The organism is Pseudomonas putida (assembly GCF_028682635.1).
Taxonomy (GTDB): domain Bacteria; phylum Pseudomonadota; class Gammaproteobacteria; order Pseudomonadales; family Pseudomonadaceae; genus Aquipseudomonas; species Aquipseudomonas putida_AE.
Map to the genome: position 1 here is coordinate 40,593 of NZ_JANHLK010000006.1, position 14,828 is coordinate 55,420.

Sequence of the window (14,828 nt, forward strand, 5' to 3'; positions counted from 1 at the left end):
GGTTTTTTTTGCGGTGAAATTCCTTAAAAGAAGTTTCAGTTCGCGAGGAATTCGTCCGTGGACACCACGTTGGCGTAGGCAAAGCCCAGGGCCGACATGAAGGCTGCATGTACATGAGCCGCCGGAACGGTCACGCCGTTGAACTCCAGGTCACGGGAGGCACAGGCATCGTGGATCACCGTGACGCTGTAGCCGAGGTCGTTGGCAGCGCGGGTGATGCCGTCGACACACATGTGGCTCATGCTGCCGACCACCACCAGTTCCTTGATGCCTTGCTCGTCGAGAATGGACTGCAGTTCGGTTTCGCGGAACGAGTTGACGAAGTGTTTGAGCACCACTGGCTCATTGTCCTGGTTGAGCACTTTAGGGTGCAGCTTGGCGCCGTCGGAGCCCGGGGTGAAAAACGGTGCGTCTTCGGAAGTGAATTCGTGGCGGATGTGCACCACCGAATCACCGGCATCACGAAAGGCCTTGAGCAGGCGGACGGCGTTGTCTGCCGCGGCATCGGCGCCGGCCAGCGGCCACTTGCCTTCTGGGAAGTAGTCTTTTTGGATATCGACTACGATGAGTGCTTGCTTGGCCATGACTGTTTCCTCGAAGTGCGGTTTGGGTGTGGAATGGAGTATTGGCCCTGGCCGAGCGTCCGGGGATTGGCCGCACCGACAATAGAAGGGGGAAAACTGACAATGGATGCACAAAGGGCGATCGCCGAGCTGGGCGTGTTGATCTATCCCGGCGCGCAGATGGCGGCGGTGCATGGCTTGACGGACCTGTTCGGGGTGGCCAACCGGATCGCCGCCGAGCATCAAGAGGCGCGCTTGCCCTTGCTGCGCGTGAGCCATTGGCAGGTCGATGGCCAGCAGGCACCGTCGCGCGTCTATGACAGTCATCCCGCGACAGACGACGCATTGGTGGCGGTATTGATTCCACCGTCGATTGCCGGGTTCACCGAAGGCCAGGCGCCGCAGCCGTTGCTGCGCTGGCTGCGCCAACAACACGCCAGCGGCGCGACCCTCGGTGGCGTTTGCGTGGGTTCGCTGCTGTTGGCTGAAAGTGGACTGCTCGACGGGCGCAGCGCCACCACTCACTGGACTTCGGCAAAGTCCTTCAGCGAGCGTTACCCTGCGATCAAGCTCAAGGCCGATACTCCCATCGTCGATGACGGTGACCTGATTACCACCGCCGGACTGATGGCCTGGTCTGAATTGGGACTGCGCCTGGTGGATCGACTGTTGGGGCCGAGCATTGCCACCGGCACGGCGCGTTTCCTGGTGGTGGAACACAGCGACAGCGCCAGTGAGTGCGGCAGCAATTTCGCGCCGATTCTCAACCATGGCGATGCCTCGATTCTCAAGGTTCAACACTGGCTGCAAAGCACTGGCGCCACCGATGTCTCGCTAGCGACCATGGCTGAGCGGGCAGGGCTGGAAGAGCGTACGTTCCTACGCCGTTTCCGCGCGGCGACGGGGCTCAAGCCTACGGAATATTGCCAGCATCTGCGGGTCGGCAAGGCTCGGGAAATGCTCGAGTTTACCAACGGCACCATCGATCACATTGCCTGGACCGTCGGGTATCAGGATCCGGGAGCGTTTCGTTCGACGTTCAAGAAGATTACCGGGCTGGCGCCGAGTGATTATCGGGCGCGGTTTGGGGTGATGCCCAGTGTTGCAACCCGTTAGCGGCTGCATCACACAACCCTGTGGGAGCGGGCTTGCTCGCGAAATCGGTATGTCAGTCAAAACTGATAGCACTGAAAGATTGCTTTCGCGAGCGAGCCCGCTCCCACAGGGGGGCGATGTCAGGTTTGAATCGTGCAAAATGCCGGTATGAAAAATCCGGTCGTGCAGAATAAGGCGGGCGAGGTGCCACCATCGTTTCTGCTACAGGCTGATTTACATAGCATTTTTCCCAGCAGGCGGTTGGCCTGAACCCTGCACCCCATCAGCTACATTCATATCGCGACAACTGAAGGGGGACGCATGACCCCAACAAACCGCAAGAAACTGGTCGTCGCCCATTCGGTGCGCGACGATGCACCGGTTCACGAAGTCGAAACCAATCGCGCCCTGGCCCGTTGGCTGGCGCAAATCCTCGGGCTCAAATTCGGCGGCAGCTACGACCCGCAGGTACACAGCGGTCGAGACATCTATCTGTTACCGACCCAGACCCTGGTGGGGGCCGCAGCCGCCCGGCATTTGGGCGTCAAGGGACCGGAGGATTTGTGGGGCGGTTATGTCGAGCATGATTTCATCTGCACCAAAGCCATCAGCCATGGTTTGTTGAATCGACATGCCCATGCTCCGCAAGGCTGGGCGCCGTTGTTTTCCGAACGGGTGCGCACGGTGGTGCTTGATGGTCTGAGTGTGTTCTCGTTCGAGGATGCGCGTCCGGCGGCGGAGCATCTGCTCTACAGCGGCGCGATCCGCATCAAGCCGATCCATGCCTGTGCCGGGCGTGGTCAGGAAGTCATCAAGAGCCTCGACCAGTTCGACGAAATCCTCGCCCGTCCTGATGCGAAAGCGCTGTTCAGTGAAGGCGTGGTGCTGGAGCAGGACCTGGACCAGGTGATTACCCACAGCGTCGGGCAGAGTTTCATTGGTGAAAAGGTGCTCAGTTACTGCGGTGATCAATACTTGACCACAGACGCCCACGGCGAAGAGGTCTATGGTGGTTCCAACCTGCTGGTGGTGCAGGGTGGCTACGACGATCTGCTGACCCTGGATTTACCCGACGATGTGCAACTGGCGATCCGGCAGGCTCAGGTATTTGACGGTGCCGCAGACGAAGCCTATCCCGGTTTCTACGCCTCACGGCGCAATTACGACATCGCCCAGGGTATCGCCAGTGATGGCCAGCAACGCAGCGGCGTGCTCGAGCAATCCTGGCGCATGGGTGGGGCTAGTAGCGCTGAAATCGCAGCCTTGCAGAGCTTCGTCAACGATCCGGGGATGCGCGCGATTCGCGTGTCTTCGGTGGAGACCTACATCGATCAGCCGCTGCCGGCGGACGCCATCGAGGTGTACCGCGGGCCGGCGGAAAACAGCGATTTCCTCCTCAAGTACGTAACGGTCAAATCCTATGACGGCTAGAAGCGAAAGCATTCAAATCGACATCGACGACGAACAGATGAGCGGGACTTTTCTCAGCCCCAAATCGAAAGTCCCCGGCGTGTTGTTTGTGCACGGCTGGGGCGGCAGTCAGGAGCGAGACCTGGAACGGGCGAAGGGCATCGCCGGATTGGGTTGTGTGTGTTTGACCTTCGATCTGCGCGGGCACACCGGCGGCACGGGTATTCCGCTGACCCGGGTAACCCGCGAAGACAACCTGCGCGACCTGCTGGCGGCCTACGACCGTTTGCTCGCGCACCCGGCGCTGGATACCTCGGCGATTGCCGTGGTCGGCACCAGCTACGGCGGTTACCTGGCCTCGATCCTCACTTCGCTGCGGCCGGTGCGCTGGCTGGCGTTGCGGGTGCCGGCGCTGTACCGCGACGATCAATGGCACACGCCCAAGCGCGACCTGGACAAGCTCGACCTGCGCGACTACCGCAGCACCCTGGTGCGCGCCGATAGCAACCGGGCGCTGCATGCCTGTTCGCAATTTACCGGGGATGTGTTGCTGGTAGAGTCGGAAACCGATGTCTACGTACCCCACGCGACCATCATGAGTTATCGCGCGGCGTGTCAGCAGACCCACTCGCTGACTCACCGCATCATCGATGGGGCCGATCATGCGCTGAGTGAACCCGTTTCACAGCAGGCCTACACCTCGATCCTGGTGGACTGGATCACGGAAATGGTGGTGGGTGAGCGGTTGAGCATTATTCAGTCCTCATAATCTTGTGGTGTTCTTTCGGGCTTCGAAAACAGCACCCATCACTTGGGCTTCTTCGAGATCCGCAACGACTTGGCCTTGGCCTCCACCAGCAGGTACATCACCAGCGTGATCAACAGCGGCAACAGGAAATAGATCGCCCGATAAGCCAGCAACCCCGCCACCAGGCTGCCCCGCGAGGCTTCGTGTTGCAGCAGTGCCACGAACACCGCTTCCAGCACACCGAGCCCGGCCGGAATGTGGGTGATGACCCCGGCGATGGCGCTGATCAGCAACACACCCAGCACCAGCGGATAGTCCAGTTTGCTCGGCAACAGGGTGAAAATCACTGCGGCCATCAACGACCAGTTCAGCGCCCCCAGGGCCAGTTGCAGGATTGCCATGCGCAGCGACGGCAAGTTGATTTCCACCCCGCGAATCGACCATTCCCGACGCTTGGAGAACTGGCACGCCGCCAGATACCCCGCACTCACCAATAGCAGCAACACGCCCACCGCCTGTAGCGCGCCGCTGCTCAGTTTCCAGCCTGGTGGCATGCGCACCAGTCCGCTGCTGAACACCGCGCCGGCGATCACCATGTAGCCGAACCAGTTGGTCGCCAGGCTCAGGCCGAGGATTTTCGCAATGTTGGATTTGCTCACCCCGAGACGTGAATACAGGCGATACCGCATGGCAATGCCGCCGACCCAGGCGCTCAGGTTGAGGTTGAAGGCGTAGCTGATGATGCCCACCGGCAGGATCTGTTTCCACGTCAGGTCCTGGCGGATGTAGGTGCGGCCAATCAGGTCGAAACAGGCGTAGACCAGAAAACTCACCAGGGTCAGGCCGGCCGCGATGATCAAGGTGCGTACCTTGAAATCGGTCAGGGTCTCGAACACTTCGTTCCATTCAATGCGCTGGGCGAACATCGTCAAGAGGACGATCAGCGCCAGGAAAAACAGCATCGTCAACGGTCTTTTCCAACGGCTCCAGCGCGATTTGGCCGGGTGCTCGGCGTGGGACGCCGCCTGTGCTTCAGTGCGGCTCATGTTGATCGCTCCCGGTCGGTGGGGTGAATGCTTTCAATCGTGGTTTGTGCGCGGGCAACCAGCCGGCCCATGCCGGAAAATGCCGCAGGAAGTGGAACACCAGGAAGCCCACGGTCATGTGCCAGATTCGCCCGCGCGGGGCTTTGTCCACGGACATGGCCTTGCAATGGTTATCGCTGAGTTCCTCGAGCCGTTCGAACAGGTCACGGTTGAACGCACGGTCACGGATCAACACGTTGGCCTCCAGGTTCATCGACAGGCTCAACGGGTCGAGGTTGCTCGAGCCGACGGTGCTCCAGTCTTCGTCCACCAACGCGACCTTGCCGTGCAGTGGGCGGTCGCAGTATTCGAAGATTTTCACACCGGACTTGAGCAGGTAATCGTAAGTCATGCGCGCTGCCAGTTTGGCCACCAGCATATCCGGCTGGCCCTGCAGGATCAGGCGCACTTCAACGCCGCGGCGCGCCGCGTTACGGATCTCGCGCAGCAAGCGATAGCCTGGAAAAAAGTAGGCGTTGGCGATGACCACGCGCCGCTGCGCCGTGCGCAGCGCCAGGCGGTAAACCTCTTCGATGTCGGTCGAATGCTCGGCGTTGTCGCGGTACACCAGCCGCACCTGGCCATCGTGATCGGTCACGACCAGTTCCGAGCGCCGTTGCCGACGGCGTTGCCACCAGTATTTCGCGCGGGCCGGGCGACCGCACTGCAGCAGGGCAAAGTGATGGATGTCGGCCACCGCCGGGCCTTGCACTTCAACCGAATAATCCTGTTTGGCTTCCGGGCCGAAGTCGGCCAGATGATCGGCGGAGAAGTTGATCCCGCCGATGAACGCAAGCGTTCCGTCCACCACCACGATCTTGCGGTGCAGGCGGCGGAACCAGTTGGTGCGGATGCCCAGGCGCTTGGGGGCCGGGTCGAACATCTGCAAATGCACGCCGGCACCGCTCAGGGCGGTGAGATACCCGGCAGACAACTCTCCGCAGCCAAACCCGTCAAAACTGGCCGTCACGCGTACGCCCCGTTGAGCCGCCTCGATGAGCACGTCCTTCAGTTCTTCGCCCACCTTGTCCTCGAACACAATGAAGGTTTCCAGGAGGATCTCGGTTTTGGCCTGGCGCATGGCCTCGAACACCCTGGGGAAATAGGCTTCGCCATTTTCCAACAGTTCGACCCGATTGTTACCCTGCCAGCCGTACTCGACGTCGACCCTTTGCGGCTCGCTCATGGGCGGCGCGGCTATCGTTTTTTCCAGCGCGGTTTTTTCCATCGACGGGCTACTCATAGCTCAATCTCCACCGACAACGGTGCGTGATCCGAAAGGTGTGACCAGGGCCGGGTGGCCAGTACCTGCGGACGGCTGGCCTTGAGGTTGCGCACGTAGATGCGGTCCAGGCGCAGTGTCGGCAATCGCGCGGGAAAACTGCGCGCCGGCTTGCCATGGTGCTCGGCGAACACTTCGCGCAAACCGCAGGGCTTGAGCAGGGCATCGGCGCGTTGGCGCCAGTCATTGAAATCACCGGCCACGATCACCGGCGCGTCGCCTGGCAACGACTCAAGGCGGCGCTCCAGCAACTTGAGCTGTTCATTGCGGTGGTTTTCGCGCAATCCGAGATGAACGCATATGGCATGCACCTCCGGGCCTTCGCCAGGCAGGCGCAGCACACAGTGCAAAATGCCGCGGTTCTCGTGGCCGCTGATGGACACGTCGAGGTTGTCGTGGCGAACGATCTGGAATTTCGACAGCAAGGCGTTACCGTGATCGCCTGCCGGATAGACCGCGTTGCGGCCGTAGGCAAACTGCGGCCAGAGGGTATCGGCGAGGAATTCGTACTGGGGTATCGCCGGCCAATTGTCGTAGCGCTTGGGGTGATGTTCGTGGGTGCCGTGTACCTCCTGCAGAAACACCACGTCGGCAGACACGCTGCGCACCGCTTCGCGCAGTTCAGGCAGGATGAAGCGCCGGTTCAACGCCGTGAAACCCTTGTGGGTGTTGACCGTCAGCACGGTGAAACGGTGCACCGTGCTCTCGATGGTCGCCTGCTCGTCTGTGGTACCAACCGGTTCGGAAATGCTCATGGCAACACTCCTTCGGCAGCAGGTTCGCCGGGGGCAGTGAGCAGCTCTTTGTCGAGGTCGAAGCGCTCCAGCAAACGACGCGCATCGAAGGGCGCGCGAACCTTGATGTCGTTATCGAAATAGCAGAACACTTCCCGGGACTTGCGCGCCCTGGGTTTCAGGCGCGGCGCGATCAAATGCGGATCGGCCGGTTGCCGCCCCTGATGCCAGGCCTCGATCCGGTCGCCCCAACGCTTCAGTGCCTGAGGGGTGTAGCCGCTGGCGTAGAGCTCTTCGGCACCGTGCAGCCGCAGGTACACGAAGTCGCTGGTGAGGTCCTCGCGGTACGGCCATTTGCCGGCGGTGTCGGCGATGACCAGGGCCGTGTTGTGGCGTTTGAGCAGGCGGACAAATAGCGGATCGATGAAGCTCTCGTTGCGGATTTCCACGGCATGGCGCAAGGGCTGTTTCCTGCTCGCCTTCAGGCTGCCGTGGCCGTTTACGTGGGAATCGTGCTGGCGAGCGAGGGCGGCGGCCTGTTGGGTGTCGTGGGGCAATTGTTCGAGGAAGGTCTCGAACAGTTCGGCGTCGAATTTGAAGTTGGGCGGAAACTGCCAAAGAATCGGGCCGAGTTTTTCCTTGAGTTCCAGCACCCCGGAGGCGAAGAAATTCGCCAGGGGTTTGTGGATGTCACGCAGACGCTTGATATGGGTGATGAAACGCGGGGCTTTGACGCTGAACACGAAGTGCGCCGGGGTTTCGGCATACCACTGGGCGTAGCGTTCGGGCCGTTGCAGGGCGTAGAACGATCCATTGATCTCGATGCTGTTGACCGCCCGTGAGGCGAATTGCAATTCGCGCCTCTGGGCCAGGCCCTTCGGGTAGAAATCCCCCCGCCAGGGCGTGTAGCGCCAACCTGAAATACCGATGTGAATCGCCGCCATGTCGCCTCCCGTGTGACTGCCCCCTGATCTTTTGATGACTGTGGGGCAGTGGCGAAAGTTTCGATGGAGCTACGGACGGTCACGTTTTACAAGTCACCACAAAACCCGTAGGAGCCGGCTTTCTGGCGATGGCGGCGGCACATTCGACATGGATGTGACCGACATATCGCTATCGCCAGCAAGCCGGCTCCTACGGGGGATCAGAGGCCTGCGACCAGGCCGGTGAACATGATCGCGCTGGCGGCTTTTCCCTCGGGCACTAGACTGGTGGCGATGGTAAAAATACAGGGATGAACATTTGATATTTGTCTTGAGCGCAAAGATTGCTGGGGATTTGCCGGCCAGCAGCGAACTAGTCCGGCAATTCTCGATCAGTTCCTTACAGTCCTATCCAAAGGAGCGGATGCCTTGATCAGGCTCAAGACAGCGATATTACTGGGGGCGCTGTTGTTTTTCGGCAGCGAGGAACTGCAGGCAGCGGCCATACCGGGCGTGCCGGCCGCCGCCACACCGGCGGCACACCCGGAACCCTTGGTCCAGGGCGGGTTGCTGGGCGCCATCAGTTCGAGCATCGACGACGTCCAGAGCAAGCTCAACCTCGACAAGGACCTGCTCGACGCCTGGCGTTTGCGCGCTGATCGTGCGGCCGATGAGGTAGACCAACTGGTCAATCGCCCATCGACCCGTTCGAGCTGGAGCGTGGCGGGGGATTTCCTGCTGCTGACGGCGGTGTGGGCGGGTGTCTTCGGCCTGCTCTGGATGTTCGGCAAATTCTTGACCGAACGCCTGTGCCGCCATCGTGTGCTGCTCAGCCGAGAGCGTGGGCAGGCGTTGCTGGGTTATGTCTTGCCCTACAGCATCCCTGCGGTGATCAGCCTGCCGTTGACGATTTATGCCAGCCAGTTATTGCCGGTGTCGGCCGGCAGGGCGCTGGCGTTGTGTTTTGCCTATGCCACCAGCAGTGGCGTGTTCGCTTCGTCGTTGGTGATGTCCCTGGTGGTGCTGTTCAATGTCGGTCACAAACGCCGGGCGGTGCAGATCATTCGCCACGACAGCCCACGACCACTGTTCGCGATTGGTTTCCTGGTCGCCCTGAGCGACGCCTTGACCAGCCCGCAGATCGCCCATCAACTGGGGAACAATCTCACCAGCAGCATCGCTGTATTTACCGGGCTGGCGGCCTCGATTTCCTTTGGTTTGCTGGTGTTCCGCCTGCGCCGTCCGGTCGCCCAGGTGATCCGTATCCTGCCGCTGGCCCAGCGTCGGGCGCAGCCAGCGTTGCGCGAAACCCTGCGGATTTTTTCCGGGCTCTGGTACTGGCCGATCCTGTTGATGGTGCTGGTCTCTGTCATCAACCTGATCGGCATTGGCGATGACAACCAGCAAGTGCTGCGCAGCGCGCTGTTCACCACGGTGTTGCTGATTGCGACGGTGTTTCTCAGCACGACGCTGCACCACCTGTTCAAGACCCGCAGCGAGTCCGAGGTGCGCCGCAGTGGCGCCTACAAGGAACGCTTCCTGAGCCTCTCCCACGCGTTGTTGCGCATCGCCATGGCCATCGTGTTCATCGATATCCTCGGACGAATCTGGGGCGTGTCGCTGTTCGATTTTGCGGTCAGCAATGCCGTGGGACGGGCGATCAGTGACTCCTTGAGTCATATCGGCCTGATCTTCCTGGTGACCTGGATGGTCTGGGTGGTGCTCGACACGGCGATCCAGGAGGCCCTGAAACCTCCGGCCAGCAAACGCGGGGCACGCCAGCCGAGTACGCGTATCAAGACCATCCTGCCGTTGCTGCGCAATGCGATCAAAATCATTCTGGTGGTGATCTGCGCCATCACCACCATGGCCAATCTTGGCATCAATGTCGCGCCTTTCCTGGCCGGTGCCGGGGTCATTGGCCTGGCCATCGGTTTTGGCTCCCAGCAACTGGTGCAGGACGTGATTACCGGGTTGTTCATCATCATCGAAGACACCCTGTCGATCGGTGACTGGGTGGTGCTCGATTCCGGGCATGCCGGCACGGTCGAAGGCTTGACCATCCGCACCTTGCGCCTGCGCGACGGCAAAGGCTTCGTGCACTCGGTGCCCTTTGGCCAGATCAAGGCCGTGACCAACCAATCACGGCAGTTTGCCTATGCGTTCTTCTCCGTGCAGTTCACCTATGACACCGATGTCGACAAGGCCATCGAACTGATTCGCGAGGCGGGGCATTCGATCAGTGAAGACCCGTTCCTGCGGTACAACCTGCAAGGGCCACTGGATGTGTTCGGCGTCGACAGGATGGACCTCAATGGCGTGGTGCTGACGGCACAATTTCGCACCGTGTCGGGCGGGCAATATGCGGTGAGCCGGGCGTTCAACCAGCGGTTGAAAAAGCTTGTGGATAACAGTCCGTGGGTGCATTTCGCGCAGACTTATCCACAGCAGGTTTTAGTGCAGAGGCCGGCGGCGGAGCCTGTGCATGATGGAGCGGCTGAGCCGGAACATGCGGCGGTGTTGATGCCGGATCGGCCCCGGCCTCAATAAATTGCCGGTTTTGATGGCCCCATCGCCAGCAGGCTGGCTCCCACAATGGATCTGTGAACACCGGTTCATTGTGGGAGCTAGCCTGCTGGCGATGGGGCCGGCGCAGGCAACCCTAATGCCGGATCAGCTTGCTCTGCACTTCAACCATGGCCTGCTGATCCAGCTCCAGCCACACATGCTTCTTGCCCGCAATCTCCGCCGCTGCCGGTAAACCATCGCGATACACCAGCCGATTACTCGCCAGCGCCGGCACTTTCGCACCGGGCAACAGGGTGCCGGCAAGGTTCAGCGGATCGACCCCGCACACCGCGACCAAGCTGCCGTCATGGGGCCGGCGGCGGACTTCGCGCAGCAATGGAATCGCCTCCGGCAGCGCGAATTGCTCGCCCGCCAGGCCACTGACAAAACGCCCGCCCCGAATCTCACCCCGCGCTTCCAGCCGATGGAAGGTGCGCAGCAATTCCCGCCAGCTCGGCAGCCAATCGGCCTCACGCTCCAGCAAGCGCCAGAACACCACGCCGTAGCGGCGCAACAAGGTCATGGCGATGTGTTCCAAGGTGTCGGCGGGCGTTGGCGTCGGTCGCGGGTTATCCACAACCGGCGCGGTCACCCCGCGTCGCAACAGCGCCCAGCGTCCGGCATCGTCCATGCCGCCGACAAAGGCCCCGCGTCCGCGTCGGCTGCTACGCTGCTGGCGCTTGCTGGCCGGTGTGATCAGCGCCCGCAGGCCGGCAAAGCTGTCGGCGTTCACCAGCCCCGCACCCACCAGCTCCTGCAGGGCGATTTCCAGCTCCGCGCGCAACAGGTGGGCTTCGTGAATCAGCTCATCGAAAAACAGCGCGCCGTGCTGGCTGAGGGCGGCGTGAACCTTCTGTGTCTTGGGCGACAGTTCGCTGACTGGCGTCTGCTCGGTCAAGTCGCTCCAGAGTCCGACCCGATTACGCGGCAACAGCACGATCGGTGTACTGCGCAGGGCGGTGCCGGTGCTGCGGTTGCGCGCAGTCAGTCGGCTCCAGACCAGTTTGCCGCTACGGCACGCCTCATCGAGCCAGGTGGGCGAATAGTCCTTGAGCCGCGCGGGCAAAAGGTCGCTGTCCCAGGCCGACGCGGCGGCGGGGTAGCCTTCGAACTGGGCGACGATCGCCGGCAGCACCGTGCTGCCCTGGCCACGGGTGGCGTTGGACAGGTGCTGCCAGTCGAACAGGAAGCGCATGAAATCCTGCAAGGCCACGGGCTCGATTTCCCGGCGCAGGCGCTTGACGGTGTAGCGATGAATCCGCGCCAGCAAATGTCGCTCACACCATTCTTCTTCGGTATTGCCTGGGGTGAAGCGCCCGCGCAGCACATAGCCTTCGCGTTCCAGGTGCGCCAATGCCTGGGTGACTTTCAGAGCGGGCAATTCGAGAGGGGCGGCAATCGCCTGCATCGGCAATGGACCAAAGGCGCTGAGCCGCGCTCGAATCACTTCTACGACGGCGTCGTCCGGCGTCCAGGCCAGATCGAAACCCGGCAGAGCCTGCAAGGGTGGAGACAGATCCGCTTGTGGATAAATCGCCTGCAGGCACGTCAGCCGTTCCAGCGCCAGCCACAGTGAATGGTTGATGCGGCAGGCTCGGCCGCTGTCAGCCAGGGCATTCAACCATTCCAGCCAATGCGGGTTGGCGCTGGCCTCGGCGTCGGTGATGCAGGCCAGGCTCATCAAGGTTTCGTGCATCTCATCGACATTGCCGGGCGTGGGCCAGGCCTCTTCCCGCACGGCGTCAATGGCGTCGGCGTCCAGCGCGCCCAGGTCGTCAGTGGACTGCGGCTCGCTCCAGCGGCGGTTGAGCACCGCCTGCGTGCGGCGTTCCTCCAGGGGCGCATCGTCGAGAAAGGTGTAGGGCCTGGCGCTGAGGATTTCCGCGGCCAGGGGCGAGGGCGCGGGCAGGTCGCGGCTGATCAGGCGGACCTCGCCGCGTTCCATGCGCCGCAGCAGGGCCAACCAGCCGTTGCTGTCCATGGCGTCGTGCAGGCAATCGTCGAGGGTCTGCTCCACCAGCGGATGGTCGGGAATGTCGCGCTCGCCCACGAGGTTTTCCACGCAGGCAATCTGGTCGGGGAACACGCTGGCGGTGAGGTCTTCGCTTTTCATCCGCTGGATCTGCGGCGGCACCTTGCGACCGCCGCGAAAGCGCGGCAGCGCCAGCGCCACACCGGCATTCCAGCGCCAGCGCACGCCAAACAACGGGGCATCGAGCACGGCCTGGATCAGGATGTGCTCAGCGGTGTTGCTGTGCAGGTAGCGCCACACATCAGCCAGCTCAAAGCTGTGGCTGGAGGACAGCGACAGCACGATGGCGTCCTCGCTGGCGGCGGCTTGCAACTCGAAGTTGAAGGTGCGACAGAACCTTTTGCGCAAGGCCAGGCCCCAGGCGCGGTTGATGCGACTGCCGAACGGGCTGTGGATAACCAGCTGGGTGCCACCGGACTCGTCGAAGAAGCGCTCCATCAGCAAGGTGTCTTGCGACGGCAACGCGCCCAGTGTCTGCCGTGCGCGGGCCAGGTATTCCGCCAGTTGCTCGGCGCTGGCCAGGTTCAGGCCCAGGGTTTGGGTCAGCCAGTCGAGGGCGGGCTGCAAGTTACCCGGCGTCGCACCCAGCAGGGAGTCGAGCTGGGCCTGCAAGCGCGCCACGGCAAACGACAGTTCGGCGCTACGCCCCGGGGCCTCGCCGAGCCAGAACGGGATGGTCGGCGGCTGACCCTGGGCATCCTCCACCCGGACCTTGCCGGTGTCGACCCGCAGGATCCGGTACGAGGTATTGCCCAACTGGAACACATCCCCGGCGATGCTCTCCACCGCGAAGTCTTCGTTGACGCTGCCGATGTTCAGGCCTTGTGGCTCGAGCAGAACGCTGTAGTCGGCATTGTCGGGGATGGTCCCGCCGCTGGTCACCGCTGTCAGCTTGGCGCCCCTGCGACCGCGCAGGGTACGGCTCACGGCGTCGCGATGCAGATAGGCACTGCGGATGCCCTGGCGCCCGTCGAAGCCCTCGGCGAGCATCTGCAGTAGCGCCTGATAGTGTTTTTCGTCGAGCCTGCTGTAGGGCGAGGCGTTGCGGAACAATTCCAGCAGCGCCTGCTCCGGCCATTCCTGGCAACTGACTTCGGCGATGATCTGTTGCGCCAGGACGTCCAGCGGCGCTTCGGGGATCAGCAGGGTGTCGAGCTCGCCCCGGCGCACGCAGTCGAGCAGCGCGACGCATTCGATCAGGTCGTCGCGGGTGGTGGCAAACAGGCGGCCCTTGGGGGTGCCGCCGACCTGGTGCCCGGAGCGACCAACCCTTTGCAAAAAGCCGGCAATCGAACGCGGCGAGGCGATCTGGCACACCAGGTCGACATCGCCAATGTCGATGCCCAGCTCAAGCGACGCGGTGGCAATCAACACTTGCAATTCGCCACGCTTGAGCCGCTGTTCGGCGTCCAGGCGAAACTCCTTGGCCAGGCTGCCGTGGTGGGCGGCCACCGCGTCCTTGCCCAGGCGTTCGCTCAGGTGGCGGCTCAGGCGCTCGGCGAGACGTCGGGTGTTGACGAACACCAGCGTGGTGCGGTGCGCGCGGGCGAGGGCGGCAAGTCGGTCATAGACCAGCTCCCAGACATCGTTGGCCATCACTGCCGATAGCGGCACGGGCGGCACTTCGATGTCCAGGTCACGTGGGCGGGCGTGGCCGATATCGACGATCTCGCAGGGTCGATCACGACCGACCAGAAAGCGCGACACCGCCTCAATGGGTTTTTGCGTGGCCGACAGGCCGATGCGCACCAGCGGTTTGGCGCACAGTGCCTGCAAACGCTCGAGGCTCAGCGCCAGGTGGCTGCCGCGCTTGCTGGCGGCGATGGCGTGGATTTCATCAACGATCACCGTGCCGGTGGTGCTGAGCATCTGCCGCCCGGAGTCGGAACCGAGCAGCACGTAAAGCGATTCCGGGGTGGTGACCAGAATGTGCGGCGCGGTCTTGCGCATCGCCGAGCGATCTTTTTGCGGTGTATCGCCGGTGCGCACGGCGGTGCTGATCCGCAGCTCGGGCAGGCCCATCCGCCGCAACTGTTCGGTGATGCCGGCCAATGGGTCTTGCAGGTTGATCTGGATGTCGTTGGACAGCGCCTTGAGCGGCGAGACGTAGACCACCAGGGTTTCGTTTGGCAGGCCTTGGAGGTTTTCCAGGCCACGGTGAACCAGGTCGTCGATCACGGCAAGGAAGGCGGTGAGGGTCTTGCCGGAACCGGTGGGGGCGGCGATCAGGGTCGAGCGGCGCTGGCGGATCAGCGGCCACGCCCGGGCCTGGGCGGCGGTGACCGTCGCGAATTTGTTGCTGAACCAGGCGCTGACGGCGGGGTGGAAGCCGGCCAGGGCACTGTCGGCGGGGATGGGCAGGTTCATATTCTGATTTATGCGGGTGAG

At 62.4% G+C, this 14,828-nt stretch carries 10 protein-coding genes; 4 read left to right on the forward strand and 6 right to left on the reverse strand.

The features are described from left to right. Positions 1-35: 35 nt before the first annotated feature. Positions 36-584, reverse strand: coding sequence for a cysteine hydrolase family protein (locus tag NPS56_RS09485; protein ID WP_274074393.1), 549 nt, complete (start codon positions 582-584; stop codon positions 36-38). Between the two features lie 102 nt (positions 585-686). Here NPS56_RS09485 and NPS56_RS09490 point away from each other — a divergent pair, with 102 nt between their 5' ends. The 3 genes from NPS56_RS09490 (at position 687) to NPS56_RS09500 (ending at position 3,837) form a co-directional block, all read left to right on the forward strand. Next, positions 687-1,679, forward strand: a complete 993-nt coding sequence (locus NPS56_RS09490) for a GlxA family transcriptional regulator (RefSeq protein ID WP_274074394.1) — start codon at positions 687-689, stop codon at positions 1,677-1,679. Positions 1,680-1,979: 300 nt separating this feature from the next. Next, positions 1,980-3,089, forward strand: coding sequence for a DUF3182 family protein (locus NPS56_RS09495; RefSeq protein WP_274074395.1), 1,110 nt, complete (start codon positions 1,980-1,982; stop codon positions 3,087-3,089). Further along, positions 3,079-3,837 (forward strand): alpha/beta hydrolase family protein, encoded by a 759-nt coding sequence (locus NPS56_RS09500; RefSeq protein ID WP_274074396.1) that lies wholly within the window; start codon positions 3,079-3,081, stop codon positions 3,835-3,837. The genes NPS56_RS09495 and NPS56_RS09500 overlap by 11 nt, the downstream gene beginning before the upstream one ends. Positions 3,838-3,875: 38 nt before the next feature. On the opposite strand, the gene NPS56_RS09505 is transcribed toward NPS56_RS09500, so the two are convergent. The 4 genes from NPS56_RS09505 to NPS56_RS09520 are packed head-to-tail and all read right to left on the reverse strand — an operon-like array spanning position 3,876 to position 7,861. Beyond that, positions 3,876-4,862 carry a lysylphosphatidylglycerol synthase domain-containing protein gene (locus NPS56_RS09505; protein WP_274074397.1) on the reverse strand — a complete coding sequence of 329 codons (987 nt, stop codon included), beginning with the start codon at positions 4,860-4,862 and terminating at the stop codon, positions 3,876-3,878. Then, positions 4,849-6,144: a cardiolipin synthase ClsB gene (gene clsB, locus NPS56_RS09510; protein ID WP_274074398.1), complete on the reverse strand. Its 1,296-nt coding sequence runs from the start codon at positions 6,142-6,144 to the stop codon at positions 4,849-4,851. Before clsB ends, NPS56_RS09505 begins: the two co-directional genes overlap by 14 nt. Continuing rightward, entirely contained in the window at positions 6,141-6,938 is a 798-nt protein-coding gene (locus NPS56_RS09515; protein ID WP_274074399.1) for an endonuclease/exonuclease/phosphatase family protein, read from the reverse strand. Before NPS56_RS09515 ends, clsB begins: the two co-directional genes overlap by 4 nt. Next, positions 6,935-7,861 carry a DUF72 domain-containing protein gene (locus tag NPS56_RS09520; RefSeq protein ID WP_274074400.1) on the reverse strand — a complete coding sequence of 309 codons (927 nt, stop codon included), beginning with the start codon at positions 7,859-7,861 and terminating at the stop codon, positions 6,935-6,937. The genes NPS56_RS09515 and NPS56_RS09520 overlap by 4 nt, the downstream gene beginning before the upstream one ends. 408 nt (positions 7,862-8,269) lie before the next feature. Between NPS56_RS09520 and NPS56_RS09525 the strand changes: the two genes are divergently transcribed. Beyond that, a complete protein-coding gene (locus NPS56_RS09525; protein ID WP_274074401.1) occupies positions 8,270-10,390 on the forward strand; it encodes a mechanosensitive ion channel family protein in 2,121 nt (706 codons plus the stop codon). A gap of 112 nt (positions 10,391-10,502) precedes the next feature. Here the strand turns inward: NPS56_RS09525 and NPS56_RS09530 are convergent, their stop codons facing one another. After that, the gene (locus tag NPS56_RS09530; protein ID WP_274074402.1) at positions 10,503-14,807 is read right to left on the reverse strand and encodes a DEAD/DEAH box helicase; all 4,305 of its coding nucleotides are present in this window, start codon (positions 14,805-14,807) and stop codon (positions 10,503-10,505) included. Positions 14,808-14,828 lie beyond the last annotated feature (21 nt).